Annotated in this window: 26 protein-coding genes; 14 read left to right on the forward strand and 12 right to left on the reverse strand. The window is 63.3% G+C overall.

The genetic code is table 11. From position 1 onward, the window contains the following. From nuoN to ACGYLQ_RS04925, 4 genes are read left to right on the forward strand one after another with little or no spacing between them, the layout of a single operon-like run. Nucleotides 1-1,446, forward strand: coding sequence for an NADH-quinone oxidoreductase subunit NuoN (nuoN, locus tag ACGYLQ_RS04910; protein WP_067268151.1), 1,446 nt, complete (start codon nt 1-3; stop codon nt 1,444-1,446). Nucleotides 1,447-1,478: 32 nt separating this feature from the next. Further along, nucleotides 1,479-2,210 carry a biotin--[acetyl-CoA-carboxylase] ligase gene (locus ACGYLQ_RS04915; RefSeq protein ID WP_394440821.1) on the forward strand — a complete coding sequence of 244 codons (732 nt, stop codon included), beginning with the start codon at nt 1,479-1,481 and terminating at the stop codon, nt 2,208-2,210. Nucleotides 2,211-2,232: 22 nt separating this feature from the next. Then, nucleotides 2,233-3,009, forward strand: a complete 777-nt coding sequence (locus ACGYLQ_RS04920) for a type III pantothenate kinase (protein ID WP_394440822.1) — start codon at nt 2,233-2,235, stop codon at nt 3,007-3,009. Nucleotide 3,010: 1 nt separating this feature from the next. Then, on the forward strand, nt 3,011-4,678 hold the full coding sequence (locus ACGYLQ_RS04925; RefSeq protein ID WP_394440824.1) for a ribonuclease J: 1,668 nt from the start codon (nt 3,011-3,013) through the stop codon (nt 4,676-4,678). Here the strand turns inward: ACGYLQ_RS04925 and ACGYLQ_RS04930 are convergent. The 4 genes from ACGYLQ_RS04930 to ACGYLQ_RS04945 all read right to left on the reverse strand — a co-directional run bounded on the left by ACGYLQ_RS04930 (nt 4,662) and on the right by ACGYLQ_RS04945 (nt 9,749). Continuing rightward, nucleotides 4,662-5,324 carry a hypothetical protein gene (locus ACGYLQ_RS04930; protein WP_394440825.1) on the reverse strand — a complete coding sequence of 221 codons (663 nt, stop codon included), beginning with the start codon at nt 5,322-5,324 and terminating at the stop codon, nt 4,662-4,664. The genes ACGYLQ_RS04925 and ACGYLQ_RS04930 overlap by 17 nt on opposite strands. A gap of 100 nt (nt 5,325-5,424) precedes the next feature. Further along, nucleotides 5,425-6,963, reverse strand: a complete 1,539-nt coding sequence (locus tag ACGYLQ_RS04935; RefSeq protein ID WP_394440827.1) for a DEAD/DEAH box helicase — start codon at nt 6,961-6,963, stop codon at nt 5,425-5,427. A 149-nt stretch (nt 6,964-7,112) separates the two neighbouring features. Then, the gene (locus ACGYLQ_RS04940) at nt 7,113-8,048 is read right to left on the reverse strand and encodes a glycosyltransferase family 2 protein (RefSeq protein ID WP_394440829.1); all 936 of its coding nucleotides are present in this window, start codon (nt 8,046-8,048) and stop codon (nt 7,113-7,115) included. Between the two features lie 81 nt (nt 8,049-8,129). Continuing rightward, complete coding sequence (locus ACGYLQ_RS04945; RefSeq protein ID WP_067268179.1) at nt 8,130-9,749, reverse strand: peptide chain release factor 3; 1,620 nt, start codon at nt 9,747-9,749, stop codon at nt 8,130-8,132. A 103-nt stretch (nt 9,750-9,852) separates the two neighbouring features. On the opposite strand from ACGYLQ_RS04945, the gene ACGYLQ_RS04950 reads away from it, so the two are divergent. Continuing rightward, entirely contained in the window at nt 9,853-10,236 is a 384-nt protein-coding gene (locus ACGYLQ_RS04950; protein WP_394440831.1) for a SnoaL-like domain-containing protein, read from the forward strand. Here the strand turns inward: ACGYLQ_RS04950 and ACGYLQ_RS04955 are convergent. After that, entirely contained in the window at nt 10,233-11,246 is a 1,014-nt protein-coding gene (locus tag ACGYLQ_RS04955) for a Hint domain-containing protein (protein ID WP_394440833.1), read from the reverse strand. The genes ACGYLQ_RS04950 and ACGYLQ_RS04955 overlap by 4 nt on opposite strands. 136 nt (nt 11,247-11,382) lie before the next feature. On the opposite strand from ACGYLQ_RS04955, the gene ACGYLQ_RS04960 reads away from it, so the two are divergent. The 5 genes from ACGYLQ_RS04960 (at nt 11,383) to ACGYLQ_RS04980 (ending at nt 15,491) form a co-directional block, all read left to right on the forward strand. After that, nucleotides 11,383-12,162 carry an SDR family oxidoreductase gene (locus ACGYLQ_RS04960; protein WP_394440835.1) on the forward strand — a complete coding sequence of 260 codons (780 nt, stop codon included), beginning with the start codon at nt 11,383-11,385 and terminating at the stop codon, nt 12,160-12,162. Between the two features lie 143 nt (nt 12,163-12,305). Beyond that, a complete protein-coding gene (locus ACGYLQ_RS04965; protein WP_394440836.1) occupies nt 12,306-13,664 on the forward strand; it encodes a sodium:proline symporter in 1,359 nt (452 codons plus the stop codon). 42 nt (nt 13,665-13,706) lie between these two features. Continuing rightward, nucleotides 13,707-14,795, forward strand: coding sequence for an ABC transporter ATP-binding protein (locus tag ACGYLQ_RS04970; RefSeq protein ID WP_067268171.1), 1,089 nt, complete (start codon nt 13,707-13,709; stop codon nt 14,793-14,795). Next, the gene (locus tag ACGYLQ_RS04975) at nt 14,792-15,142 is read left to right on the forward strand and encodes a Lin0512 family protein (RefSeq protein WP_394410370.1); all 351 of its coding nucleotides are present in this window, start codon (nt 14,792-14,794) and stop codon (nt 15,140-15,142) included. The genes ACGYLQ_RS04970 and ACGYLQ_RS04975 overlap by 4 nt, the downstream gene beginning before the upstream one ends. Beyond that, nucleotides 15,135-15,491, forward strand: coding sequence for a Lin0512 family protein (locus ACGYLQ_RS04980; RefSeq protein ID WP_394440838.1), 357 nt, complete (start codon nt 15,135-15,137; stop codon nt 15,489-15,491). The genes ACGYLQ_RS04975 and ACGYLQ_RS04980 overlap by 8 nt, the downstream gene beginning before the upstream one ends. A 26-nt stretch (nt 15,492-15,517) precedes the next feature. Here the strand turns inward: ACGYLQ_RS04980 and ACGYLQ_RS04985 are convergent, their stop codons facing one another. Then, nucleotides 15,518-16,180 (reverse strand): helix-turn-helix transcriptional regulator, encoded by a 663-nt coding sequence (locus tag ACGYLQ_RS04985; protein WP_394440839.1) that lies wholly within the window; start codon nt 16,178-16,180, stop codon nt 15,518-15,520. Nucleotides 16,181-16,363: 183 nt separating this feature from the next. Between ACGYLQ_RS04985 and ACGYLQ_RS04990 the strand changes: the two genes are divergently transcribed. From ACGYLQ_RS04990 to ACGYLQ_RS05005, 4 genes are read left to right on the forward strand one after another with little or no spacing between them, the layout of a single operon-like run. After that, a complete protein-coding gene (locus tag ACGYLQ_RS04990; RefSeq protein ID WP_067268177.1) occupies nt 16,364-16,630 on the forward strand; it encodes a twin-arginine translocase TatA/TatE family subunit in 267 nt (88 codons plus the stop codon). Between the two features lie 4 nt (nt 16,631-16,634). Beyond that, a complete protein-coding gene (gene tatB, locus ACGYLQ_RS04995) occupies nt 16,635-17,201 on the forward strand; it encodes a Sec-independent protein translocase protein TatB (RefSeq protein ID WP_271687617.1) in 567 nt (188 codons plus the stop codon). A gap of 5 nt (nt 17,202-17,206) precedes the next feature. Continuing rightward, nucleotides 17,207-18,064 (forward strand): twin-arginine translocase subunit TatC, encoded by an 858-nt coding sequence (tatC, locus tag ACGYLQ_RS05000; RefSeq protein ID WP_067267932.1) that lies wholly within the window; start codon nt 17,207-17,209, stop codon nt 18,062-18,064. Continuing rightward, the gene (locus ACGYLQ_RS05005; protein ID WP_394440841.1) at nt 18,061-18,909 is read left to right on the forward strand and encodes an ATP-binding protein; all 849 of its coding nucleotides are present in this window, start codon (nt 18,061-18,063) and stop codon (nt 18,907-18,909) included. Before tatC ends, ACGYLQ_RS05005 begins: the two co-directional genes overlap by 4 nt. A gap of 57 nt (nt 18,910-18,966) precedes the next feature. Here ACGYLQ_RS05005 and ACGYLQ_RS05010 read toward each other — a convergent pair whose 3' ends face one another. From ACGYLQ_RS05010 to ACGYLQ_RS05035, 6 genes are all read right to left on the reverse strand, one after another. Then, on the reverse strand, nt 18,967-20,208 hold the full coding sequence (locus ACGYLQ_RS05010; RefSeq protein WP_394440843.1) for a peptidoglycan DD-metalloendopeptidase family protein: 1,242 nt from the start codon (nt 20,206-20,208) through the stop codon (nt 18,967-18,969). A 61-nt stretch (nt 20,209-20,269) separates the two neighbouring features. Continuing rightward, nucleotides 20,270-20,926 carry a protein-L-isoaspartate(D-aspartate) O-methyltransferase gene (locus ACGYLQ_RS05015; protein WP_067267929.1) on the reverse strand — a complete coding sequence of 219 codons (657 nt, stop codon included), beginning with the start codon at nt 20,924-20,926 and terminating at the stop codon, nt 20,270-20,272. Continuing rightward, the gene (surE, locus tag ACGYLQ_RS05020) at nt 20,923-21,708 is read right to left on the reverse strand and encodes a 5'/3'-nucleotidase SurE (protein ID WP_067267927.1); all 786 of its coding nucleotides are present in this window, start codon (nt 21,706-21,708) and stop codon (nt 20,923-20,925) included. The genes ACGYLQ_RS05015 and surE overlap by 4 nt, the downstream gene beginning before the upstream one ends. 72 nt (nt 21,709-21,780) lie before the next feature. Then, the gene (locus tag ACGYLQ_RS05025) at nt 21,781-22,434 is read right to left on the reverse strand and encodes an SDR family NAD(P)-dependent oxidoreductase (protein WP_394440844.1); all 654 of its coding nucleotides are present in this window, start codon (nt 22,432-22,434) and stop codon (nt 21,781-21,783) included. Between the two features lie 64 nt (nt 22,435-22,498). Next, nucleotides 22,499-22,759: a pilus assembly protein PilZ gene (locus ACGYLQ_RS05030; protein ID WP_271693471.1), complete on the reverse strand. Its 261-nt coding sequence runs from the start codon at nt 22,757-22,759 to the stop codon at nt 22,499-22,501. Nucleotides 22,760-22,949: 190 nt separating this feature from the next. Next, nucleotides 22,950-23,798 carry a ferredoxin--NADP reductase gene (locus tag ACGYLQ_RS05035; RefSeq protein ID WP_322327921.1) on the reverse strand — a complete coding sequence of 283 codons (849 nt, stop codon included), beginning with the start codon at nt 23,796-23,798 and terminating at the stop codon, nt 22,950-22,952. Nucleotides 23,799-23,801: the final 3 nt, after the last annotated feature.

Genomic DNA, 23,801 nt, shown 5'->3' on the forward strand with positions numbered 1-23,801 from the left:
ATGATATCCGCTGATCTGAACATCATTCTGCCTGAGATCGTCCTTGCGGGGTTTGCCCTGCTTGGTCTTCTCGGCGCGGTCTATACGTCGAAAGACAAGGCCGCCGGGGTGCTCGTCTGGGTGACCGCGGTGGTGATGGTGCTGCTGGCCGGTTGGGTGGCCATGTCTGGCGACGGCACCACCAATATCGCCTTCCACGGCATGTTTATCGACGACACTTTCGCGCGTTTCGCCAAGGTGACGATCCTGCTTTCTGCCGCTGCCGTCTTGGTCATGTCGGAAAACTATATGAAACTGCGCGGCTTGCTGCGGTTCGAGTATCCGATGCTTGTGGCCTTGGCTGTCGTCGGCATGATGATGATGGTCAGCGCAGGCGACCTGATGGCGCTCTACATGGGCCTCGAGCTGCAATCGCTGGCGCTTTACGTCGTGGCCTCCCTGCGCCGCGACTCGGTTAAGTCCACGGAAGCGGGTTTGAAGTATTTCGTGCTTGGCGCGCTCAGCTCGGGCCTGCTGCTCTATGGCGCATCACTTGTCTACGGCTACGCCGGGACCACGCTGTTCGCGGGCATCATCACCACGGCGCAGACGGGGGGCACTTCGCTTGGCCTGCTCTTTGGTCTGGTCTTCCTGATCTCCGGTCTGGCCTTCAAAGTCTCCGCCGTGCCCTTCCACATGTGGACACCGGACGTCTACGAAGGCGCGCCCACCCCGATCGCGGCCTTCTTTGCCACGGCGCCCAAGGTCGCGGCGATGGGTCTCTTTGCCCGCGTGATGCATGACGCCTTTGGCCAGATCGTCAGCGATTGGACCCAGATCGTCGCGCTGTTGTCGGTTCTGTCGATGTTCTTTGGCTCGGTCGCCGCGATCGGTCAGACCAATATCAAACGTCTGATGGCCTTCTCCTCCATCGCGCATATTGGCTATGCGCTGATGGGACTGGCCGCAGGCACCGCCTTTGGCGTGCAGGCGATGCTGGTTTATATGGCGATCTATGTGACCATGAACCTCGGCACCTTCGCCTTTATCCTGCTGATGCAGAAAGACGGCGCGCCGGTGACCGATATTACCCTGCTCAACATGTATGCCAAGACCAACCCGGGCCGGGCGCTTGCGATGCTGGTGCTGCTGTTCAGCCTTGCGGGCGTGCCGCCGATGCTGGGCTTCTTTGGCAAGTTCTATGTGCTGCGCGCGGCCTATGACGCCAATATGACATGGCTGGCCATCGCGGGCGTGATCGCCAGTGTGATCGGTGCCTATTACTACCTGCGCATCGTCTTCTACATGTACTTCGGCGAAGAGCGTTCGGACACGCTCGACCACCAGAACGGCGGCGTGCTGACCGTGGTGCTGATGGCCTCTGCCGTCATCATGATCGTCGGTATTGCCAATATGTTCGGCGTCGAAGGCTTGGCCGCATCGGCAGCGGCATCGCTGGTGAACTGAGCGGTGCGGCACGAGACCGGCCAGAGACGCGCATGACCCCTTGGCCGGAAGGCTATGGCCGGCGCGTCTATGACACGCTCGATTCCACCCTCTCAGAGGCGGCGCGGTTACAGCAAGAGCTGACCGCGCCGACTTGGATCTTGGCGTTAGAGCAGACGGCTGCGCGCGGGCGTCGGGGCCGTAGCTGGGCAACCCCCCGCGGCAATTTTGCGGCCACCCTGATGATGCCGCGCAAAGAGCCGCCGGGCGTCGCCGCGCTGCGCTCTTTCGTGGCCTCGCTCGCACTTTATCGCACATTCGTCGCAGTGACGGGGCGGGAGGACGCTTTTGCGCTCAAGTGGCCGAATGACGTTCTGCTGCGCGGGGGCAAGGTCGCTGGCATCTTGCTGGAGAGCGTAGGTGAGCATTTGGCCATCGGCATCGGCGTGAACCTTGCCCATGGACCGGCGGCGGACAGCCTTGAAGCGCGCGCCTTACCTGCGGTGACCCTGCGCGAAGCGGGGAGCAATGTGGGCGTGGAAGAGTTCCTCGACGTGCTTGCGCGGGAATACGCCGGTCTGGAAGAGCAGTTCACGACCTATGGGTTCAGCACGATCCGCACCGCTTGGCTGGCCCATGCCGCGCGGCTCGGAGAGGTCATCACCGCGCGCACCATGCGCGACGAGATGACCGGCGTTTTCGAAGATGTAGACAGCGCAGGCAATCTGATCCTGCGCACCCGCGACGGCGCGGTGCCCATCACCGCAGCGGACGTGTTTTTCTAAAATCGGGGGGAGGGGAGGCACCATGCTTCTGGCAATCGACTGCGGCAATACCAACACCGTGTTCTCTATCTGGGATGGGGATGCCTTCATCGCCACATGGCGCACGTCGACCGAATGGAAACGCACAGCCGACCAGTACTACGTTTGGCTCAACACACTGATGCGGCTCCAGAATATCGACGCCGACATCACCGATATGATCATCAGCTCGACGGTGCCGCGGGTGGTATTCAACCTGCGCGTTCTGGCGGATCGCTACTTTAACACGCGGCCCTTCGTTGTCGGGATACCGGGCTGCGCGCTGCCCATCGACGTGCGTGTGGACGAGGGGACGCAGGTCGGCCCGGACCGGTTGGTGAACACCGTGGCGGGCTATGACCTCTATGGCGGCGACCTGATCGTGGTGGATTTCGGCACGGCCACGACCTTTGACGTGGTGGCCGATGATGGGGCCTATATCGGGGGGGGGATCGCGCCGGGGGTGAACCTCAGCCTAGAGGCGCTGCACAACGCCGCCGCTGCCCTGCCGCATGTCGATATCTCGAAACCGCCCTCCGTCATTGGCACCAATACGGTGGCCTGCATGCAGTCCGGTGTCTTTTGGGGTTATGTCGGGCTGGTTCGTGAGATATGTGAGCGGATAAGGGCGGAACGTGCAAGACCCATGCGCGTTATCGCCACGGGGGGTCTGGCACCGCTGTTTCAGCAGGCAGTCGACCTGTTCGATGATTATCAAGATGAACTCACGATGCACGGGCTGACCGTGATCCACGATTATAATAAGGACAAAGCTGAATAATATGAGCAGCGAACGATTTATCTATCTGCCCCTCGGTGGGGCGGGTGAAATTGGCATGAACGCCTATGTCTATGGCTACGGCAAGCCCGGGAAAGAGCGGCTGATCGTCGTCGACATCGGTGTCGCCTTCCCGGATATGGACAGCACCCCGGGCGTGGACCTGATCCTGCCCGACATCACTTGGCTGAAAGAACGTCGCGATCAGATCGAGGCGATCTTCATCACCCATGCCCACGAAGACCACATCGGTGCCATCGCACATTCCTATGAGGTGCTGAAGGCGCCGATCTATGCGCGCGCCTTTACCGCCAATATCGCACGGCGGAAGATGTCCGAACACGGCCACCCCGAGGATGCGGTCACGACCGTCAGCGCATGGCCCGAGCAGATCACCGCAGGCCCGTTCAAAGTGGGCTTCCTGCCGATCTCGCATTCGATCCCCGAATCCTCCGCCATGGTCATCGACACGCCCGAGGGGCGCACGGTCCACTCTGGCGACTTCAAGATCGACCGCACGCCGGGCGTCGGCGAAGCCTTTGACGACGCGCTTTGGGCCGAGGTCTGCAAGGATGGCGTGAAGGCGCTGATCTGCGACAGCACCAATGTCTTCTCCGCCCATCCCGGTCGCTCCGAAGCCACGGTGGGCCCGGAGATCGAAAAGCTGGTGAGCAGCGCCGAGGGTATGGTCGTTGCCACCACCTTCGCCTCCAACGTAGCGCGGGTCAAAACGCTGGCCGAAGCCGGTGCGCGGGCAGGGCGGTCTATCGTGCTTTTGGGCCGTGCGATGAACCGCATGGTCGAAGCCTCGATCCAGACCGGTGTGATGAAAGACTTTCCGCCCGTCATCTCGCCCGAGAACGCCCGTGCCATCCCGCGCGAGAACCTGATGTTGCTGGTCACCGGCAGCCAAGGGGAGCGCCGCGCGGCCTCGGCGCAACTGGCCCGGGGCAAGTATCAGGGCATCGAGTTGAAAGAGGGCGATCTCTTCCTCTTCTCGTCGAAAACAATTCCGGGCAATGAGCGTGGCGTGATTGGCATCATCAACCAGTTCTCGGAAAAGGGCGTCGATGTTGTCGATGACTCTTCGGGTCTCTACCACGTTTCGGGCCATGCCAACCGCCCCGATCTGGAAACGCTCCATGCCATCGTGAAACCGCAGGTTCTGATCCCCATGCACGGGGAGCACCGCCACCTGCGTGAACACGTCAAGATCGCCGATGCCAAGGGCATCACCGGCGTTTTGGCGGTGAACGGCATGATGGTCGACCTGTCGGGCAACCAGCCCAAGGTGGTCGAACATGTGGATACGGGCCGCATGTATCTGGACGGTTCGGTTCAGGTTGGCGCGCTGGATGGTGTGATCCGCGACCGTATCCGCATGGCGCTGAACGGCCATGCCACGGTGACGCTGATCCTCGATACCGATGACGAGCCGTTGGGCGAGCCTTGGGTCGATCTGATGGGCCTGCCGGAAACGGGCCGCTCCAACGCGCCGCTCGTGGATGTGCTGGAACAAGACCTCAGCCAATGGCTGAACCGTCAGAAAGCCGCCACCCTGCGGGATGACGACAAGCTGAATGACGGTTTGAAAAAGGTCGCGCGCCAGTCGTCCTATGACGAAATCGGCAAGAAGCCCGAAGTCACCGTGGTGGTCAGCCGTCTGAGCTGACCTCCGCGTCACCGCTGCACATATAGACCGCGCCGCCCACCGCGACCACGCTTACCCCCGTGGCCGCAAGGGCGGCGGGGGTCGACAGGGCAGTGGCCAGCGTGCTGCCTGTCGTCGCCAAATTAGCGCTGAGGGCAGAGGCCCCTCCCGTCAAAATGAACGCCCCCGATTTATGCGCCACGGCGCGGAGGTTCTCCGGCTGGCTGAGCCTGTCCACGGCGGAGCGCGCGATGTTCTTGCTGATCTCGACGGTCTCTTCCTTAGTGGTGTTCACCCGCTCGCAGAAAGTCTTCTTGCAATAGCCGCGGTAGTTCCGCGCGCCGGGGATCAGGAAATGCCCGTCTTCGGGCGTGGCGGTCAGGCAGTAACCGTCAATCTGATCCAGCGGCACGGTGGTGGCGAGGTAGTCGAACAGCACCCCGCTGTCGCAGGCGGGCGGCGTGCCCCAAAGCTTACTCCACTTCCGCGCGGGCCAATTCATCAGACGCTCGCGGGCGCCGACTTCTTCGGCGAAATTGGCAAAATTCTCGGCCTCCACCACAACTTCTGTGCCATTGACCTCGGCCCGGCAGCGTTCGGCGCTGGCGGGGGCGGCGGTAAGGGCGGTCAGGGTAAAGGCAAGGGCGAAGAGGGCGGGGCGCAGCATGATGGTCCTATGTGAGGGGTTTCCCCTCACATAGCACAGACGAAAAAGCCGCCAATCCCGGCGGGGATCGGCGGCGAATTCATGCCCGCTGTGGTGCGGTTCAGATGCGTTCGCGGAAGCTTAAACCGATGAAGTCTGGCGTGTGATCGCCCAGACCGACGACACGGTTGTCGTTGCCGCCCCGTTTGTCGCCCCGGCCACGTCCGCCGCGCGACTTCTTCTCGTCCTTGTTGCCGCGGCCCGACTTGCGCTCGTCCTGCGCGGCCTCTGCCTTTTCGGGCTGCGCTTTGTCGTCGGTTTTAGCGTCGACCTTGGCCTCGGCCTTCTCGGCCTGCGGTTGCTTGGCCTCGGCCTTCTCGGCCTGCGGTTGCTTGTCCTCGGCGGGGGCCTCGACAGGTTTGTCGGCCTTGCGGCTGCGCGAGCGGGTCCGCTTGGGCTTGTCATCGGACTTGGCCGGTGTGTCGGAGGTCTCCTCGGCGGGTTTGGCTTTGCCAAGCGGGTTTTCGATGCGCGGGATTTCCTTTTGCACCAGACGCTCGACATCCTCGAAGTTCTTCTCGTCACGCGGCTGGCAGATCATGATCGCCTTGCCATCGCGGCCCGCGCGGCCGGTGCGGCCAATGCGGTGAACGTAGTCTTCGGCATGGCTGGGCACGTCGAAGTTGAAGACATGGCTCACGCTTGGCACATCAAGGCCACGCGCGGCGACGTCAGAAGCCACGAGGAAGCGCAACTCGCCACCCCGGAACCCTTCGAGCGTTTTGGTCCGCTGGCTCTGGTCCAGATCGCCGTGGATCGGGGCTGCGTCATAGCCGTATTTCTTCAGCGATTTCGCGACGATATCCACGTCCATCTTGCGGTTGCAGAAGATGATCGCGTTCGTGCATTTCGCGCCTTCGGCATCGATCAGCAGGCGCAGCAGCTTGCGCTTCTCGCTCGCCTCGCGGTCCTTGCGCGAGCCTTTGAATATGACAACGCCCTGTTCGATATTCTCGCTCGTGGTCGCCTGACGCGCCACTTCGATCCGCTCAGGGTTGCTGAGGAAGGTGTTGGTGATCCGCTCGATCTCAGGCGCCATGGTGGCCGAGAAGAACAGCGTTTGCCGGGTGAAGGGCGTAAGGCCGAAGATCCGCTCAATGTCAGGGATGAAGCCCATGTCGAGCATCCGGTCAGCCTCGTCCACGACCATGACTTTGACGTCCGACAGGATCAGCTTGCCGCGCTCGAAATGATCAAGCAAGCGGCCCGGGGTGGCGATCAGCACGTCGACGCCCTTGTCGATCAGCTTGTCCTGCTCTTTGAAGGAGACGCCGCCGATGAGCAGCGCTTTGGTCAGTTTCAGATGCTTGGAATAGGTGTCAAAGTTCTCGGCTACCTGCGCGGCCAGTTCCCGCGTGGGGCAGAGCACGAGGCTCCGCGGCATCCGCGCGCGCGCCCGGCCACGGGCGAGAAGTGACAGCATTGGCAGCGTGAAGCTGGCTGTTTTGCCGGTGCCGGTCTGGGCAATGCCCAACACGTCACGGCCTTCGAGAGCGGGGGGAATGGCGCCCGCCTGAATAGGTGTGGGCGATTCGTAGCCAGCCTCATCAATAGCTTTGAGGACCTTGGCATTCAGGTTCAGATCGGTAAATTTTGTCATGTGCGTCCGAGTTGAGCGGACACTGACTTGGCCCGCGGCAGCAATACAAGCCGGCCCGAATGGCCCAAGGGGCGGCATTTGCCGCGGCATGTTGCGAAAGCGCATAGCAAGTTGCGGCCCAGCCGTCAAACACTTGCCCTCTCAGGCGCTTAACTTGGGAAACGGCGCGACACCTTTGCATCAAGGTCGAGATCAGCGAGACGCAGCAGACCGTGGTCCTTCAACGTTTCGCGCAGCTCAGGCGTATCGGCGCAGACCTCATCGAAAAAGGCCCGCAATCCCGGCTCACCCCCTTCGGATTCGATCATGGAAAAGAGTTCATGCATCGACAATCCGCCGCGATCGCGGGGGCGGTTGGGGGCCAGATCGGCGCGGTAGGAGCCTTTTTCCAGCCGGTAGCGATAGGCGGCGAGCCACTCCGGCCAGCTTTTCGCGTGAAGATGCGCAAGATCAATGCCGGGCTGCTGCTCTGGCCCGTCGATCATCATATCGTTCTGAAAAGCGTTGTGGATCTGGAGCCGTACCTCCGCCATCCCGGTGCGAACGAAAACTTTCCCGGCCAGATGGCTCAGAAAACCGCCTTTGACGTAATCACCATAGGTCGGGTAAAGCGCCGAGACGATCTGAGCGCGCTCGGGGCCGTTCGGAATGAAGGTTTTGAAGGCCGTGCCATCCCCGGCCAAAGCTTCCATCGGGCGGATGCGGGCGATTTTTTGTGCCGGGGGCAGGGTGGCAAGCACCTCATCCACCGGGCGGTCAGAGACGAGGAATTCGTCCACATCCATATGGATCAGCCAATCCACATCATCCGCCCGGTTATAGGCGCGGGTCGCGTTCTGGCTTTGACGGACTTGGTGCTTTTGCGGACGTTTGCCGCAAAGCCTTTGCCAATAGGCCTCATCGCAGGTGGTGACACGGATTTTCGGATGGGCCTTCAGGCTTTCGAAAGCCTCTGGGTTTTCGGCATCGAGGTATAGGTAGAGGCGATGCGCGCCCGCCTCCAAATGGTAGGCGGCAAAGCGTCGTATCTCCTCTGCGGGGGCCAGGATCGTGGCCACCAGCCCCCATTTCGTCGTCGTCGTCATCGCGTCTCCCCAGTTGGGGTTAGAATGCCATGATCGGCCCCGAAATCAAGGTTTTCTGCCCCCCCCCGGGGGCGGGCCGTTTTACACCATCATTTCCTTGGTCGCGGTCAGCTTCACATCCGGGTAATCGCGCTCGACGCGGTCGATGTCCCATTGCAGACGGGTCAGGTAAACGATGTCGCCATCATGGTCATGCGCGATGTGCTGTTTGTTACTATCGATAAACTTATCAACGGCTTGTTTCGTGCCGTTCACCCAACGGGCCGAGGTGAACTGAGACGGCTCAAACCGAACCGGCAGGCCATATTCCAACTCGATCCGGCTGGCGAGCACTTCGAATTGCAACTGGCCGACGACGCCCACGACAAACCCCGAACCGATCGAGGGTTTGAACACTTTTGCAGCACCTTCTTCGGCGAATTGCATCAGCGCTTTTTCAAGGTGTTTCGCCTTCAGCGGATCGCCCGCGCGGACCGATTGCAGCAATTCGGGCGCGAAGGAGGGGATGCCGCTCACGCGGAGCGCTTCGCCTTGGGTCAGCGTGTCACCGATGCGCAGCTGCCCGTGGTTGGGGATGCCGATGATGTCACCGGCCCAAGCCTCCTCGGCCAACTCGCGGTCGGAGGCGAGGAACATGACCGGGTTGGACACCGTCATCGGCTTTTTCGTGCGCACATGGGTCATTTTCATGCCGCGCTCAAAATGCCCCGAGGCGAGGCGGACAAAGGCCACGCGGTCGCGGTGCTTGGGGTCCATATTCGCCTGCACCTTAAAGACAAAGCCCGCGACTTTTTTCTCTTCGGGCAGGATCTGGCGCGGGGTGGCGGCTTGGATTTGCGGCTCTGGCCCGTATTTGGCGATGCCTTCCATCAATTCACGCACCCCGAAGGAGTTGATGGCCGAGCCGAACCAGATCGGTGTCAGCGTGCCTTCATGCATCGCCTTGAGGTCCAGCGGTGGCAGCAATTCGCGCGCCATTTCAAGGTCTTCGCGCAGTTTCTCCAGCAGCGCGGCGGGGACGTGTTCGGCCAGCTTTGGGTCGTCAAGCCCTTCGATCTTGATGCTGTCGGCGACGCGGTTCCGGTCGGCGCGGTCCATCAGTTCCAGCCGATCGCGCAGCATGTCATAGCAGCCCACGAAATCGCGGCCCACGCCGATGGGCCAGCTTGCGGGCGTCACGTCAATGGCGAGGTTTTCCTGAATCTCGTCAATGATTTCAAATGTATCGCGGCTTTCCCGGTCCATCTTGTTACAGAAGGTCAGGATCGGCAGGTCGCGCATCCGGCAGACTTCGAAAAGCTTCTGCGTCTGACTTTCCACGCCTTTCGCGCCGTCGATCACCATCACGGCGGCGTCCACTGCCGTCAGGGTGCGGTAGGTGTCTTCGGAGAAATCCGAGTGGCCGGGCGTGTCGACGAGGTTGAACCGGTAGTTGGTGTCACCGCTATGGAAGTCAAAGGACATGGCCGAGGCCGAGACGGAAATGCCCCGGTCCTTTTCCATCGCCATGAAGTCCGAGCGGGTGCGCCGCGCTTCGCCCTTGGCGCGCACTTGGCCGGCCATCTGAATGGCCCCGCCGAACAGCAGGAACTTTTCAGTCAGCGTGGTTTTGCCCGCGTCAGGGTGGCTGATGATCGCAAAGGTGCGACGGCGCGCGATCTCGGGCGGCAGGGCGGGGCGGTTTTGCGGCGTGTCCAACATCCGACCCATATAGGCCGCGCCGCGACCGGGCGCAATCTGGCCATTGCTGCGAATCGCTGGGTGGCGTAGGATGAGAACATAAGGGGTACATGAAGGGGATGCGATGGAACTGAAAGAGATTGCCCGCGAATTGGTCGCGGGCTGCCGTGCGGGGAATGCTGCGGTGCGTGCGAACCTTGATCGGCTCTATGCCGACGATGCCGTCTCGGTCGAGGCCGCTGATATGGGCGGGCAGGGGCGAGAGACCCATGGGGTCAAGGCCATCCACGGCAAGCACGACTGGTGGGAAAACGCGATGGAGGAACATAGCACCGAAGTGATCGGCCCGTTCTACTTTGGCGACAGTCAGTTCAGTGCGATGTTCAAGGTCGATGCCACCGACAAGCAAAGCGGTGAGCGGTTCCAGATGGAAGAGATCGGCGTTTACCACGTCAAAGACGGCAAAATCGTCCGGGAGGAGTTCCACTACGCCGTCGAGGCGTCTTAACGGGTTGAGGCTTTGCGCAGCAGCGCCGCCGCGTCGGGGCGGTCTAGCAGTGCCTCTGCCAGATCAAGCCCGGCATGGGGCAGATCGGAATGGCCGGGGATCACCTCGCCCAAGGCTTCGGACATTTCCGGCGGCAGGACCGATCGGGTGCGGTTGTCGACCAACATGGATTCGGCGGCGATCCCCTCGGCATAGATGATCTGATGCCCGTCAAAGAGCAGTTGGAAGTAGTCGACGAATCCGCCGTCCTGCACCGTCACGCTGTCGCCATTGACCAGATGTCGCGCCTTGACCAGCAATTCGGACCGGCCCGCGCCCATCTCATCGCTGCGTTGATAGATGAACAGCCGGTGATCGGGGCTGACGATCAGGTCGTGTTCGTTGTTGAGCGTGCCTGCCCGGATGCGGATCGGGGCAAACTCGCCCACCGCGCGCAGGGTGCTTTGCCCGATCCAGCGCAGGGTTTGCACGCCATCATCGCGGGTCAGGATACGGTCCCCCACGCGCAGGTTTTCGATAGGCCGCAATTCACCCGTGCTGAGCGAGATATGGGTGCCGCGCGTGAAAGAGACGCAGGCGAGCTGGCCGAACTTTTGCCGCGCGGTCTGGGTGTCGATCCCCACGATCCGGTAGCCTGTCTGCGGTGTCAGTGGTCCAAGCGGCAAAAGGTAAACCTCTGCCGCGTGACCGTGTTGATCTACCTCCACCAGCAGCAGCGCCTCTTGGGTCTGCCCGTCGGGCGACATCAGCGTCAGCAGGCTGTCGAGATGCAGATCGCCCCCGGGGCGGCCCACGCCGGTATCCTCGGAGAGGCGGAATTGATCGCCGGGCAGGGTCAACAGGGACAGGCGCTGCGGCTCTGCCGTGCGGTCCAACTCATAGACATCATCGAGGACCAATTCGGCGGCAAAGGACAGCGCATCGCCCATGTTGGCCCCATCGCTCGCGCGGAATTGCCCGGCGCGGTAGACGGCGAGGTTCTGTGCGGGGGCGGTGCGGCTGGGGGACATGACGGGCCTTTGGTTCAGGGGCTTTCGCCAGTGAGCTAAGCTAGAATTGTGGCCCGGATGGGTCAAGGCTCGGGTGATTTGCTGGCATTGGCGGCGCGGCGTGGTAGGCATATGCAAATGCATAGGAGGAAACAAAATGGATTTGGGAATCAAAGGGAAGAAGGCGCTGGTCTGTGCTTCGTCCAAGGGGCTTGGCCTTGGCTGCGCCGAGGCGCTGGCGGCGGCAGGGGTGAACCTTGTGATGAACGCCCGCGGCGCAGAGGCGCTTGAGGCGTCTGCCGAGCGCATCCGTCAGCAACACGGCGTCGAGGTCACCACCGTCGCGGCGGATGTGGCCACGGAAGAGGGGCAGGCGCTGGTCATCAAGGCGGCAGAGGGCTGTGACATTCTGGTCAATAACGCGGGCGGCCCCCCTCCCGGCATGTGGCAGGATTGGGACCGTGAGGATTTCATCAAGGCGCTCGACGCCAATATGCTGGCCCCCATCGCGCTGATCAAGGCGCTGGTGCCCGCCATGATGGAGCGCGGCTGGGGCCGGGTCGTCAACATCACCAGCCAGTCGGTGCGCGCGCCGATCCCCGTTCTGGGGCTGAGCAACTCCGCCCGCACCGGGCTTACCGGCTATGTCGCGGGCACCGCGCGGCAGGTGGCGGGCAAGGGGGTCACGATTAACAACCTTCTGCCGGGCATCCATGCGACCGACCGGGCAGATTCGCTCGACGCCAATGTGGTCAAGCAAAAGGGCATCACGCTGGACGAAGCCCGCGCGGAGCGGCAGGCGGGCATCCCCGCGGGGCGCTATGGCACCCGTGAGGAGTTCGGCGCGACCTGTGCCTTCCTTTGTTCGCAGCACGCGGGCTTCATCGTGGGGCAGAACCTGCTGCTGGATGGCGGCGGCACCAATCTGACCATGTAAACCCTTCATGGCCGGGGCGCGCGTCCCGGCCATGGCACGTCGCGGCGGATCACATTCCTGACAGCAGCGGTTTCAGTGCTGGCTCGGATTGCAGGCGGCGGCTAACCCTTGTGGATCAGCTTCTCGCAAAAGGTCCGCCGCCCATGCAAACCACTGTTCTTGTCCTTCTTTTCGCAGCCGTGATCCTTGCCAGCCTGTTGGTGGCACCGCGCCGCGCGACGGTCGAAGGCTTCTTTGGCGGAGCCAATGCGGCGGGCCGCGCGCCGGGGCTTTGGGTGCTGGTGCTGAGCCAAGTCACCACATGGATTTTCGCCCGCAGCCTGATGAACGCGGCGATCTTGGGCTATTTCTACGGCATCGCGGGCACGCTGGCCTATGCGGCCTATTACGGGTCTTTCCTGACGGGCGGTTTCATCGTCGGCCACCTGCGGCGCGGCGGTGCGCGGTCGGTGCAGGACTGGCTTGCGGGGCATTTCGGGGGCGCAGGCACGGCGGCCTATAACCTCGTGATCGGGCTGCGGCTGCTGTCTGAGGTTTTTGCCAATCTCTTGGTCGTCGCGCTGATTTTCGAAGCCGTCTGGCCTGGGTCGGGCACGCTTGCTGTGCTGATCGTCGCCGCCCTTGGCTTTGGTTATTCGGCGTGGGGCGGGCTCTCCGCCGCGCTGCGCACGGATGTGGTACAAATGCTGGTCTTTCTCGTCGTCTTCAGCCTTGCGCTCGGGGCGCTGCTGCTGAGCCCCGGGTTCGAGCTTGGCGCGGTGCTGAGCGCGCCGGGCGTCTCTGGCCCCTACAACGGCTGGGTGCTCTTGGTCGTGGCGCTGTTGCAGGTCTTTTCCTACCCGGCGCATGACCCGGTGATGATGGACCGCGGCTTTCTCGCGGATGAGGCGACCACCCGGGCGTCCTTCCTCCATGCCTTCTGGATTTCGACCCTCTGCATCATCGGCTTTGGCTTTTTCGGCATCCAAGCCAGCCTGACCGGCGCGGCCTATGAGGGTGAGTTGATCGGCACATGGGGGCAAATGTTCCCGGGCTGGATCTTCGTGGCGCTGATGCTGTCGCTGCTGGTCTCGGCGCTGTCGACGCTCGACTCGGCGCTCGCCTCCGCCGCGCGGCTGATGGTTGAGGAATGGCGCATCGCACCGCGCAGCCTGATGGGCGGGCGGCTGGTGATGGCGGGGTTCATGGCGCTTGGTGCGCTGCTGACGCTTTGGGGCAACGCCACGCTTTTTGATGCCGTGGCGGTGAGCGGCTCCGCGTCGATGTTCCTCACCCCCGTCCTGCTGGTGGGGCTGGTGGCGGGGCGCGCGATCCCGGTCTGGAGCTACCTTGCCGCCTTTGCCGCCGCGATGCTGGGGGCTGCGGCCTATTTCGCGCGGGGCTGGGGGCCGGTGGCGGCGCTTCTGCCAGAAGGGCATAAATACGAGCAATTGTTGGTGATCTGCATCTTCGTGCTGCTGGCCGGGTTCGCGGCGGTGCTTGCGGGGGCGCGGCGGGGCTGATAGCTGGGTTTCCGAGCGATTTGATCGGATACCGCAGCCTCCATGAGTGACCCCACCCCCCGTCTGGAAATCCGCAACCTGCGCCGCGCCTATGGCGGGCGGCAGGTGGTCGATGACGTGTCTTTGCAGATCTTGCCGGGGCAGGTGACCTGCCTGCTAGGCCCTTCGGGCTGCGGCAAATCCACCACGTTGCGCATGATCGCGGGTGTAGAGATGCAAGACAGCGGCACGATCCATGTCGACGGCAAGCTGATCTGCGACACCATGTTCCGCGTCCCGCCCGAGCGGCGCGAGATCGGGCTGATGTTCCAAGATTTCGCCCTGTTCCCGCATCTGAGCGTGGCCGACAACGTGGGCTTTGGCCTCAAAAAAGGCACGCGTGAGGAGAAACGCGCGCGGATCGAAGAACTGCTCGAACGGGTGGACCTGCTGCGCTATATCGACGGCTATCCGCACCAGCTTTCGGGCGGGGAGCAGCAGCGCGTGGCGCTGGCCCGCGCGCTGGCGCCGCAGCCGCGCATCATGCTGATGGATGAGCCTTTTTCCGGCCTCGATAACCGCCTGCGCGATGGCATCCGTGACGAGACGCTGAGCATCCTCAAGGAAGAGGACACTGCCGTTTTGCTGGTCACCCATGAGCCGGACGAGGCGATGCGCATGGCTGATGAGATCGCGCTGATGCGCGACGGTAAGATCGTGCAGCAAGGCGCGCCCTACAACGTCTATACGCGGCCCGTCGACCGCGCCTCCGTCGCCTTTTTCAGCGATGCCAATGTGCTTGAGGCCACGGTGACCGGGGCGCTGGCCGATACGGTTTTCGGCCAATTCCTCGCCCCCGGTGTGGCCGATGGCACGCCGGTGAATATCGTCTTTCGCCCGCAACACCTGCGCATCGACTTTGACCGGGCGGGCAAAGGCCCGCGCCCCACGGCGACCGATGGCACACCAGCCCGGGCGGTCGTGGAACGCGCGCGCTTCATGGGCAACGAAAGCCTCGTGGAATTCGTACTGGAGGAGGACGGATCGCGGCTCAAGGCCACGGTGCCCAATGTCTTTCTGCCGCAACCCGGCGCCGTCATGTGGCTGACCGTGCGCCGCGACCGTTGCTTTGTCTTTCCGGTGACCTCATGAAGCCGCTGTTGGTAGAATTCGGCATGGGCTCCTCCCTGCGCCGCGGTGACTATACGCAGGCCGCGAAACGTGCGGTGCAGGATGCGCTGTGGCACAATTCGATCAATCTGGCCGAGCTTTTCGGTTTCGATAAGTCGGCCATGCGCATCACCCTCGACGTGGGCGTGCAGCGCCCCGATCTGGTGGATGCCGAAGCGCTGCGCGCGGTCTTTCCCTATGGCGAGGTGACGGTGAAGCTGCATCACGGCGGCCTCGACGTGCCGCGCCCCGAAGGGGAAGGGAACCCAACGGTCATGGCCAATGTGGCGCTCTCCGTCGGCTTCGAGATGGAGCGTGCCGATGACTGAGCAGCGGATCATCATCGAAATGGGCATGGGCAACGATCTGCATGGGATGGACTATACCAAGGCCGCCGCCCGCGCGATCGAGGATGCCCTGCGCCATTCCTCCCTGCCGCTGTTCGGCGCGCTGGAGGTGACGCCGGATCAGATGCGCGTGCAGGTCACCGTGGCCGTGCAGGAGCCTGAGAAGGTGGATGTCGACGCGCTGGTGGCCAAACTGCCCCGCGGTCGCGCCGAGGTGCACGCGGTAAAGGGCGGGCTGAACGTGGAAACGGGACAGGATACCATCGTGATCGCGCAGGCCAGTGTCGAGGCGTTTTTGCCTCCGCAAACCGGCTGGCAATTGAAGGGCTGAGGCGGCGGGGCGGCCTTGATCTGGGGTTAGGGGCGATGGTCCGCGAGCGTTCTGCCCGGCTCGTCCACGAACAACTCCGGTAGCGGCTCAGCGCTCTCGATCTGATCAAGCGGCAGGGTCACGAAATCCGCCGCCCCCTCGCTCCACGCGGTCAGCAGCCAGAACCGGCCCCAATTGCGCACCTCAAGCGGGCGTACCACCTGCGACGCTTCGCCGATCACCGCAATCCGCAGCTTTTGGCGGGCCTGCACCGCGGCACGCAGCACCGGCAGATGGGTGAAAACCCGCGTGGCTTTGCCCTGCGACCTCAGCGCCTGCGCCCATGCGGCACCCTCGGCAATGGTTTCGGTCGGCAGCACCGCATCGAATTTGGCGGCCAATGTCTCTGCCGCGGCTTGCAGGGCGGGGTCGCCCACTTCTGCTGCCACCGCGAGGCCGAGGTTCAGCGCCTCCAACTCCGCCGCCGTGAGGGTCAGCGGGGGCAGGGTGATCGCAGGGATGATCCGATAGCCTTCGCCCCGCGTCCCAGCGATGGACAGGCCCGCCGCGCTGAGCTTGCCCATATCGCGGTAGATCGTGCGGGGGGAGACGCCGAACTGCCGGGCCAAATCCTCGGCCCGGTGCAGTTGCCCATCCCGCAGCCTGTCGATCAGCCGGACAAGCCGATCTTCGGTTTTCGCTGATACCATGATGCCTCCTGATGCTCCTGACAAAAACATGTCACAACGCGAATTGCACGCGCGAAAATCGGCAGTCCTTCGCCCGCAGCACCGCCCATCCGCCGCATTGCCCCTTCATGGTCCCGGCGGCGCCCGCTATCACGGTGCAGACTGGCGCGACCTGAGTGCGCCAAACATGATGGGAGAACAGACATGTTGAACAATATCGGACTGCCGGGCCTGTTGCTGATCGCGGTTGTCGTGCTGGTGCTTTTTGGCCGCGGCAAGATTTCCTCGCTTATGGGCGAAGTCGGCAAGGGCATCACCAGCTTCAAGAAAGGCATCAGCGAAGGCGAAGAAGAGAACAAGCGCGACGAGATCAAACATGTCGAAGACGTGCACCATGCTGACCTGCCGGAACATGCCGACCAAGGCACCCATCCCAAGACCGACCTGAAGGCCGACAAGGACCGGGTGTAACCCGATGTTCGATCTGGGTTGGACGGAACTTTTAGTCATCGGCGTAGTGGCCCTGATCGTGGTCGGCCCCAAGGACTTGCCCGTGCTGTTTCGGCGCGTCGGGCAATTCGTGGGCAAGGCCAAAGGCATGGCGCGTGAATTCAGCCAAGCGATGAACGATGCCGCCGATGAAAGCGGCATGCGCGAGATGTCATCGTCGCTGAACAAATCGCTCAAAACGGCCAGCAACCCGCTGGGCAGCGCCATGGATGAGGTCAAGGACGCGACCCGGTCACTGACCAATTTCGACCCTGAGAGCGAGACTGGCAAACTGGCGGCGCAAAAGGCCGAGGATGTGAAGAAGATCCAAGCGAGCACCGCGCGGGCCGCCGCCGAACGCAAGCAACGCGAAGCGGCGGAAGCCATGGCAGAGGCCGAAGCGGCAGAGGCGAAGCTTTCGGACACCGCCCCGGCCAAGGAAGCCCCGGCGCGGCCTGTGATCGAAAAAGACGCAGGTCAGGCCCAAGCGGCATCGGACGATGCCGCCGCCAAGACCTCAACGGCACCCAAAGCTGCCGCCAAGAAAGAGTGAGTTGAATGAGCGCCACCGACGATTATGACGAGATCGACGACAGTTCCGCCCCGTTGATCGAGCATCTGGCCGAGCTGCGCACGCGGCTCATCCATTCGGTCATCGCCTTCATCATCGGGATGGTGATCTGCTTTACCGTCTGGAACCCGATCTTCAACTTCCTGACCGAACCGCTTTGCTCGGCCATGGCGGAACGGGGGCAGGAAGATTGCGGGCTGATCCTGATCAAACTGCAAGAGGGTTTCTTCGTCGCCATCTCGATCTCTCTCTTGGGCGGTCTGGTGCTGGGCTTCCCCTTCATCAGCTACCAGCTGTGGCGCTTCGTGGCACCGGGGCTTTACAAGAACGAGAAGGGGGCCTTTCTGCCCTTTCTGATCTCCTCGCCAGTGATGTTCTTCCTTGGCGCGGCTTTTGCCTTCTATGTCGTCACGCCGCTGGCCTTCGACTTCTTCCTTGGCTTCCAGCAGGCCGGCACGCTGGTCGGTGGGCCGGATGGTGAAAACGGCATCGCTGCCATCGCCTTCCAAGGGTCGGCGCAGGAGTATCTGTCGCTCACGATCAAATTCATCGTGGCTTTTGGCCTGTGTTTCCAGCTCCCGGTTCTGCTGACGCTGATGGGCAAGGCGGGGCTGGTCAGTTCCGAAGGTCTGGCTAATGTGCGCAAATATGCGGTGGTGGCGATCCTCGTGCTGGCCGCGCTGGTCACCCCGCCTGATGTGATCACGCAGGTGATCCTTTTCGTGGTGGTCTATGGCCTCTACGAAATCTCGATCTTCCTCGTGCGCCGGGTTGAGACAAAGCGCAACGAAAAGCTGCGCGAAGAGGGCTACTTTGACGACGAAGACGAGGAAGACCTGCTGTGATCAATGATCCGATGGACCGTATCGCGGCGGCGCTGGAGCGTATGTCTCCCGCGCCGCTCGCCGCCCCAGACTTCGATGCGGCCACTGCCTTCGTCTGGCACACCGACCCCGACCGTCTGGTGCCGGTGCCGCAGGTCGCGCGGATCGATCTGCCGCTTTTGGTGGGCGTGGATCGGGCGCGGGATACGCTTTTGGCCAACACCCGCCAATTCGCGGCGGGGCTGCCTGCGAACAACGCGCTGCTCTGGGGTGCGCGGGGCATGGGGAAATCCAGCCTTGTCAAAGCGATACACGCGGATGTTCAAGCATCACATGAGGCATTGCGCATCGTTGAATTGCAGCGCGAAGACCTGCCGTCGGTCGGGCGGCTTCTGTCCCTCCTGCGCGGGGCCTCGCAGCGGTTCATCCTGTTTTGCGACGACCTGAGCTTCGGCCATGACGACACGCATTACAAATCGCTGAAGGCCGTGTTGGATGGGGGCATCGAAGGGCGGCCCGAGAATGTCGTGCTCTATGCCACATCGAACCGCCGCCACCTGATGCCGCGCGACATGATCGAGAACGAGCGCGGCAGCGCGATCAATCCTTCCGAAGCGGTCGAGGAAAAGGTCTCTCTCTCTGACCGCTTCGGGCTCTGGCTGGGGTTCCACCCCTGCGATCAGGACCAGTATCTGGCGATGATCCGCGGCTATTGCGATGCCTTCGGCGTAGAGATCGACGACGACACATTGCGCGCCGAGGCTGTCGAATGGCAGGCCACACGCGGCGCCCGCTCGGGCCGGGTGGCTTGGCAGTATTTCGTGGATTTGGCTGGCCGGAAAGGCGTTCCCGTTTCGGGCGGTTGAGCGCCGGACGGTATGAGCGAAAGGGCCCGCATATTCTGCGGGCCCTTTGTCGTTTGGTTACTGAATATAGGGCGTCGGATCGACGCTCTCAAAACCTTTGCGCACCTCGAAATGCACATGCGATTCCGATCCGCCGCGCAGTTTGGCGATCTGCTGACCCCGGCTGACGCTATCGCCCTTAGCCACATTCACGCCGTCGACATTCGCATAGACCGTGAGCAGGTTGTTGGCATGGCGCACCACGACAATCGGGATGCCCTCCGCACTTTTGGTGATCGCGGCGACGGTGCCCGCCTCGGCGGCTTTCACCGGCCCGCCGGGGCTGCCCTTGATGTTGATGCCCTCGTTCTTGCCCTTGGAATAGGCGCGGATGATGGAGCCTTGGACCGGCGGCGTCATCTTGGTCGCCTTTGCCGGGGCAGTGGGCTTGCCCACATCGGCCACAGGCTCTTTCGGCTCGACCTTGGGCGGCAGGGGCTGTGCGGTCTCATCCTGCGGCAGCGGTTTGGCGGCAGAGGGCGGCGTCGGCGTGGGGGTGCCTGCGCCGGGCGCGCTGGTGACCGGCTGCACGGGGCGCGAGGCGGCGGCGCTCGACGCGGTGTTGGTCGCCTGACGCGGGGGCGCCTGTTTCTCGACCGGGATCAGCAGGAATTGGCCCTCGCGGATCGCGAAATCTGGGCCGAGGCCGTTCCACTCGGCCAGTGCCTTGACCGGCACGTTGTAAAGGCGCGCCACGGTATAGGCGGTCTCGCCCCGCTCGACCCGGTGGCGCACGGGCTCTTTCGCCTGCGGTGCTGCGGCGGGCTGTGGTGCGGGTGTGCTGGTGCCTACGGGCGGCAGGCTCTGGGTCTGCACGCTGGGGGTCGCCGGGGCGCGGTCGATGGCGCTGCCGGCAAGGGTGGTAATGTCCACGGCGCCATTGGTGCCCGGCGCGGGCTCAGAGACCCGGCGGGGCAGGGCGATGATCTCACCCTGGCGGAGGGGGACGCCCTGATCGATCCCGTTATAGCGGGCCAATTCGCCGCTGTCGGCGCCCACACGCGCAGCCACGTCTTTCAGCGTATCGCCCCGGCGGGCGACGACGACTTGGTAATTGGGGTAAGAGATCACGCCCCGTGCGTCGGGTTTTGGCCGGTCTGCCAAAGGCCCGCGCGCGGCTTCAGCGGTGGAGAACCCATCGCCAAAGGTGCTGCGCATGTCGTAATCCAAGGGCTGATTTTCGCAACCTGCCAGCAGTATCGCACTGGTCCCGGCCATTAGGGTCAGCCGCATGGGGCGGCGCAAGCGTGTTCGGCGCATCTGCAAGTCCTCATCTTCGCCCCCAGACGGTATGGGGCGTTGTCCGTGTCTCTGTAACCTATTAGCCGTCCTTGCCCAAGCCTTCCAGCAGGGGGACAAAGCGCACGGCACGCAATTCGTCGTATTCCAGCCCATCAGCGGTCTTTCGCACGCGGATGAGGTGTTGGACCGTGTCGGATTGGCCGACGGGCAGCACCATGATGCCGCCTTCTTTGAGCTGCGCGAGCAGGGGGCCGGGCGGGTCTTCGGCGGCGGCGGTCACGATGATCCGGTCAAAGGGGGCCTGTTCGGCAAGGCCAAAGCTGCCATCGGCGGTGATCGCGGTGATATTGGTCAGATCCATCGCCTCGAACACACCGCGCGCCTCCTGCACCAGACGGCGGTGCCGGTCGATCGTATAGACCCGCCGGGCGAGCTTGCTGAGGATCGCGGCCTGATAGCCCGAGCCAGTCCCGATTTCGAGCACCTTATCGCGCGACGATACCTGCAAGGCTTGGCTCATGAGCCCGACGACAGAGGGTTGGCTGATGGTCTGGCCGCAGGCGATGGGCAGGGGCATGTCCTCATAGGCGCGGCTGGCAAAGAGGCCGCGGATGAAGGGGCCGCGGTCGATCGCTTCCATCGCTGTGAGCACGCGCGCATCGGTCACGCCCTTGGAGCGCAGCGCGTAGAGGAACTGCATCTTGCGTTCCGCTTCAGAGATGGGTGGCTCATTCATCCGTTGATGCCCGCCAGCGTTTCGAGGGCTGCGTGATCCGTCAGGTCGCAGCGCATCGGGGTGACCGAGACATAGCCGTCAAGGTTGACGCAGGCATCGCTGCCCGGTGCCGTTTGCACGCGTTGATCGCCGCCCTTGATCCACAAAAAGCGGCGGCCCGAGGGCGACAGATGGGCCTCGGTCGAAAACCCGGTGCCGGGGCGGCGGCCCTGCGGGGCCAGCCGGATGCCACGCACATCAGCGCCCGCCACTGGCGGGAAGTTCACGTTGTAGAAAAGCCCATAGGCCGCGTCTTCCTTGGGGCTGTGGTCCAGAATGCGGCGGCAGGTCTCGGCGCCGTGCTGGGCGGCGGCCTCAAAAGGATCGGCCAGATCGCGGTTGGCGGGGCCGTAGTATTGCGACAGGGCGATGGCGGGCAAACCCTGCAACGCCGCCTCGATCGCGCCGCCAAGCGTGCCGGAATAGAGCGCGTTTTCAGCCGCGTTATTGCCCCGGTTCACGCCGGAGAGCACCAGATCGGGGGGGGCGGCGGTCATCGTGTCGTGGATCGCAGCAAGGACGCAATCGGCGGGGGAGCCTTCGGTGGCGAAGACGCGTTCGTCCAATTGCGTGATCATCATCGGTTTGGTGTAGCTGATGCAATGGCCCACGCCGGATTGCTCAAACGCCGGTGCCACGGTCCAGACCTCGCCCGTAGGCCCGGCCAGTTCCTCGGCAATGGCGCGCAGCACGGCCAGACCGGGCGCGTTGATGCCGTCATCGTTTGTAATCAAAATACGCATGAATGGCCCCTTTTTGCCTTGATAGGCGAGGGGCGGACCGGCGGCAAGCGCAGCGCGCCGGTGCCGCGCGGTTCAGGAGGCGGAGTTTTCCGACAGTTGCGCCAATACCGCAGCGGCCTGCGTGGCGGTGTCGCTCAGCGCCGCGCGGTCTTCGCCGGGGAAGAAGCGCGCGCGGGTGGCGGTGGGCATCGGCTCGGGCGTGAGGATATGGACACGGGGGCCGATCTGCGCGGTCTCGACCTGCCAAGAGGTCGCCAGCGCGATCTGCGCAGCTTTGGTGGCGCCGTAGCTGCCGAAGAATTTCGTACCCGCACGCGGATCTTCAAAGAAGACCGCCGTGCCATCCGCCCCCAAAAGCGGCGAGACAAAGGTGATCAGCCGCGCAGTGGCGGTGACGTTTCCGGCGATGGATTTCTCCATATCCTTGGCGTCGATGTGATCGGTGGGCGTCAGCGGGGCGGCATGGACGGCGCAATGCAGCCAAAGGTCAAGCCCGCCCCAACGGTCATGGATGCCCCGGCACAGCACGGCCATGGCATCGGCGTTGGTGATGTCCATCGGCGCCAAGGTGGCGCTGCCGCCCTTGGCTTGGATACGGTCGTCCAACTCTTCAAGCGCGCCGGTCGTGCGACCGACCGCGATGATGTGATGGGTGGGGGCCAAGGCTTCCGCCAATGCGGCCCCAAGGCCGCGCGATGCGCCGGTGATCAATGCTGTCTTGCTCATGCGCGGGATGTGCACTGCCCCGCGCGGCAGGTCAAGAGGCGCGCGCCGCGCCTCCCCCAAGGTTTCAGCCCTGCGGCAGGCGCAGCACTTGATTGCCGCGACGGCTGGACAGCACCAGCGTCCCTTGCCCGATGGCGGAGACGATGCCGCCAGCGACCTGATCGCCCACTTCGACGCGTGAGATTTTGCCGCCACCTTCGCGGATCAGCGCGCCGGGCGTGCTGTCGCTGCCGAAGATGCCGATCAGCGCCGTGCTGGACAGGTCGGCCTTTTGAGTTGCCAGATCGGAGACTTTCTTTGGGGTCGGGGTCCCATTGCTCGCCATTGATATGCCTTTCGCCTGTGGTTGCGTTTCGCGCGGCAGTCCCCCGCGCTCGCAAGGCGTCAGCTAAGCCCTGCCGCAGTGCAGCGGAAGGGGGCGTTTTCGGGATGCGCAGGGTTCTGCCAAACCGTCGGCAAAGCTGCGCCGACACCTTGGTTATAACGCTGCGACCTTTCGTAAGGCTTAATTCGGCTCAGCCGACGAAAGCCTTTTCGACGACGAAATGCTGGGGGTCGGAATTGGCACCCTCGGTCAGGCCAAAGCCTTCGAGAATCTCCATAATATCCTTGTTGAAGCCAAGGCTGCCGCAGACCATGGCACGGTCATGGGCGGCATTGATCTGGGGCACGCCCAGATCTTTGAACACCGTGCCATCCTGCAAAAGATTGGTGATCCGGCCCATCTTGGGGCTCTCTTCGCGGGTGGTGGTCGGGTAATAGCGAATCTTGGCAAGGTTTTCCGGGCCGATCAGTTCCTGCATCAGCTCGTCGGCCTTCAGCCCTTCGATCAACTGGCGGCCATACTCAAGCTCTGCCACGTCGCGGCAGGTGTGGGTGACGATGACCTCGTCGAATTTTTCATAGGTCTCAGGCTCGCGCAGCAGGCTTGCGAAGGGGGCAAAGCCGGTGCCGGTGGCGAACATCCACAGCCGGTCGCCCGGCAGCAGCGCGTCATGGACCAGCGTGCCCACGGGTTTGGGCCGCAGGATGATCTGATCGCCGGGCTGGATGTGCTGTAGTTTAGAGGTCAGCGGGCCGTCTTGCACCTTGATCGAGTAGAACTCCAACTCATCGTCCCAGGCGGGCGAGGCGATGGAATAGGCGCGCAGTAGTGGTTTTTGCTTGCCGGTTTCGGGATGCGGGTCGCCCATCAGGCCGATCATCACGAACTCGCCCGAGCGGAACCGCAGGCTTGCAGGCCGGGTCACCCGGAACGAGAACAGCTGATCGGTCCAGTGCGTAACCGAGGTCACGGTCTGGGCGTCGGGCAATGTCGGGACGGGCTTGGCTGCGGTTTGGTTCACTGTGCTCTGCTCGGTCATCAT

This window comes from Sulfitobacter sp. 1A12779 (assembly GCF_043557315.1).
In the GTDB taxonomy this organism is placed as follows: Bacteria; Pseudomonadota; Alphaproteobacteria; order Rhodobacterales; family Rhodobacteraceae; genus Sulfitobacter; species Sulfitobacter faviae.

Coding starts and splice junctions, on each gene's coding strand:
- nuoN (WP_067268151.1), top strand. CDS start 1: ATGATATCCGCTGATCTGAACATCATTCTGCCTGAGATCGTCCTTGCG.
- ACGYLQ_RS04915 (WP_394440821.1), top strand. CDS start 1,479: ATGACCCCTTGGCCGGAAGGCTATGGCCGGCGCGTCTATGACACGCTC.
- ACGYLQ_RS04920 (WP_394440822.1), top strand. CDS start 2,233: ATGCTTCTGGCAATCGACTGCGGCAATACCAACACCGTGTTCTCTATC.
- ACGYLQ_RS04925 (WP_394440824.1), top strand. CDS start 3,011: ATGAGCAGCGAACGATTTATCTATCTGCCCCTCGGTGGGGCGGGTGAA.
- ACGYLQ_RS04930 (WP_394440825.1), bottom strand. CDS start 5,324: ATGCTGCGCCCCGCCCTCTTCGCCCTTGCCTTTACCCTGACCGCCCTT.
- ACGYLQ_RS04935 (WP_394440827.1), bottom strand. CDS start 6,963: ATGACAAAATTTACCGATCTGAACCTGAATGCCAAGGTCCTCAAAGCT.
- ACGYLQ_RS04940 (WP_394440829.1), bottom strand. CDS start 8,048: ATGACGACGACGACGAAATGGGGGCTGGTGGCCACGATCCTGGCCCCC.
- ACGYLQ_RS04945 (WP_067268179.1), bottom strand. CDS start 9,749: ATGTTGGACACGCCGCAAAACCGCCCCGCCCTGCCGCCCGAGATCGCG.
- ACGYLQ_RS04950 (WP_394440831.1), top strand. CDS start 9,853: ATGGAACTGAAAGAGATTGCCCGCGAATTGGTCGCGGGCTGCCGTGCG.
- ACGYLQ_RS04955 (WP_394440833.1), bottom strand. CDS start 11,246: ATGTCCCCCAGCCGCACCGCCCCCGCACAGAACCTCGCCGTCTACCGC.
- ACGYLQ_RS04960 (WP_394440835.1), top strand. CDS start 11,383: ATGGATTTGGGAATCAAAGGGAAGAAGGCGCTGGTCTGTGCTTCGTCC.
- ACGYLQ_RS04965 (WP_394440836.1), top strand. CDS start 12,306: ATGCAAACCACTGTTCTTGTCCTTCTTTTCGCAGCCGTGATCCTTGCC.
- ACGYLQ_RS04970 (WP_067268171.1), top strand. CDS start 13,707: ATGAGTGACCCCACCCCCCGTCTGGAAATCCGCAACCTGCGCCGCGCC.
- ACGYLQ_RS04975 (WP_394410370.1), top strand. CDS start 14,792: ATGAAGCCGCTGTTGGTAGAATTCGGCATGGGCTCCTCCCTGCGCCGC.
- ACGYLQ_RS04980 (WP_394440838.1), top strand. CDS start 15,135: ATGACTGAGCAGCGGATCATCATCGAAATGGGCATGGGCAACGATCTG.
- ACGYLQ_RS04985 (WP_394440839.1), bottom strand. CDS start 16,180: ATGGTATCAGCGAAAACCGAAGATCGGCTTGTCCGGCTGATCGACAGG.
- ACGYLQ_RS04990 (WP_067268177.1), top strand. CDS start 16,364: ATGTTGAACAATATCGGACTGCCGGGCCTGTTGCTGATCGCGGTTGTC.
- tatB (WP_271687617.1), top strand. CDS start 16,635: ATGTTCGATCTGGGTTGGACGGAACTTTTAGTCATCGGCGTAGTGGCC.
- tatC (WP_067267932.1), top strand. CDS start 17,207: ATGAGCGCCACCGACGATTATGACGAGATCGACGACAGTTCCGCCCCG.
- ACGYLQ_RS05010 (WP_394440843.1), bottom strand. CDS start 20,208: ATGCGCCGAACACGCTTGCGCCGCCCCATGCGGCTGACCCTAATGGCC.
- ACGYLQ_RS05015 (WP_067267929.1), bottom strand. CDS start 20,926: ATGAATGAGCCACCCATCTCTGAAGCGGAACGCAAGATGCAGTTCCTC.
- surE (WP_067267927.1), bottom strand. CDS start 21,708: ATGCGTATTTTGATTACAAACGATGACGGCATCAACGCGCCCGGTCTG.
- ACGYLQ_RS05025 (WP_394440844.1), bottom strand. CDS start 22,434: ATGAGCAAGACAGCATTGATCACCGGCGCATCGCGCGGCCTTGGGGCC.
- ACGYLQ_RS05030 (WP_271693471.1), bottom strand. CDS start 22,759: ATGGCGAGCAATGGGACCCCGACCCCAAAGAAAGTCTCCGATCTGGCA.
- ACGYLQ_RS05035 (WP_322327921.1), bottom strand. CDS start 23,798: ATGACCGAGCAGAGCACAGTGAACCAAACCGCAGCCAAGCCCGTCCCG.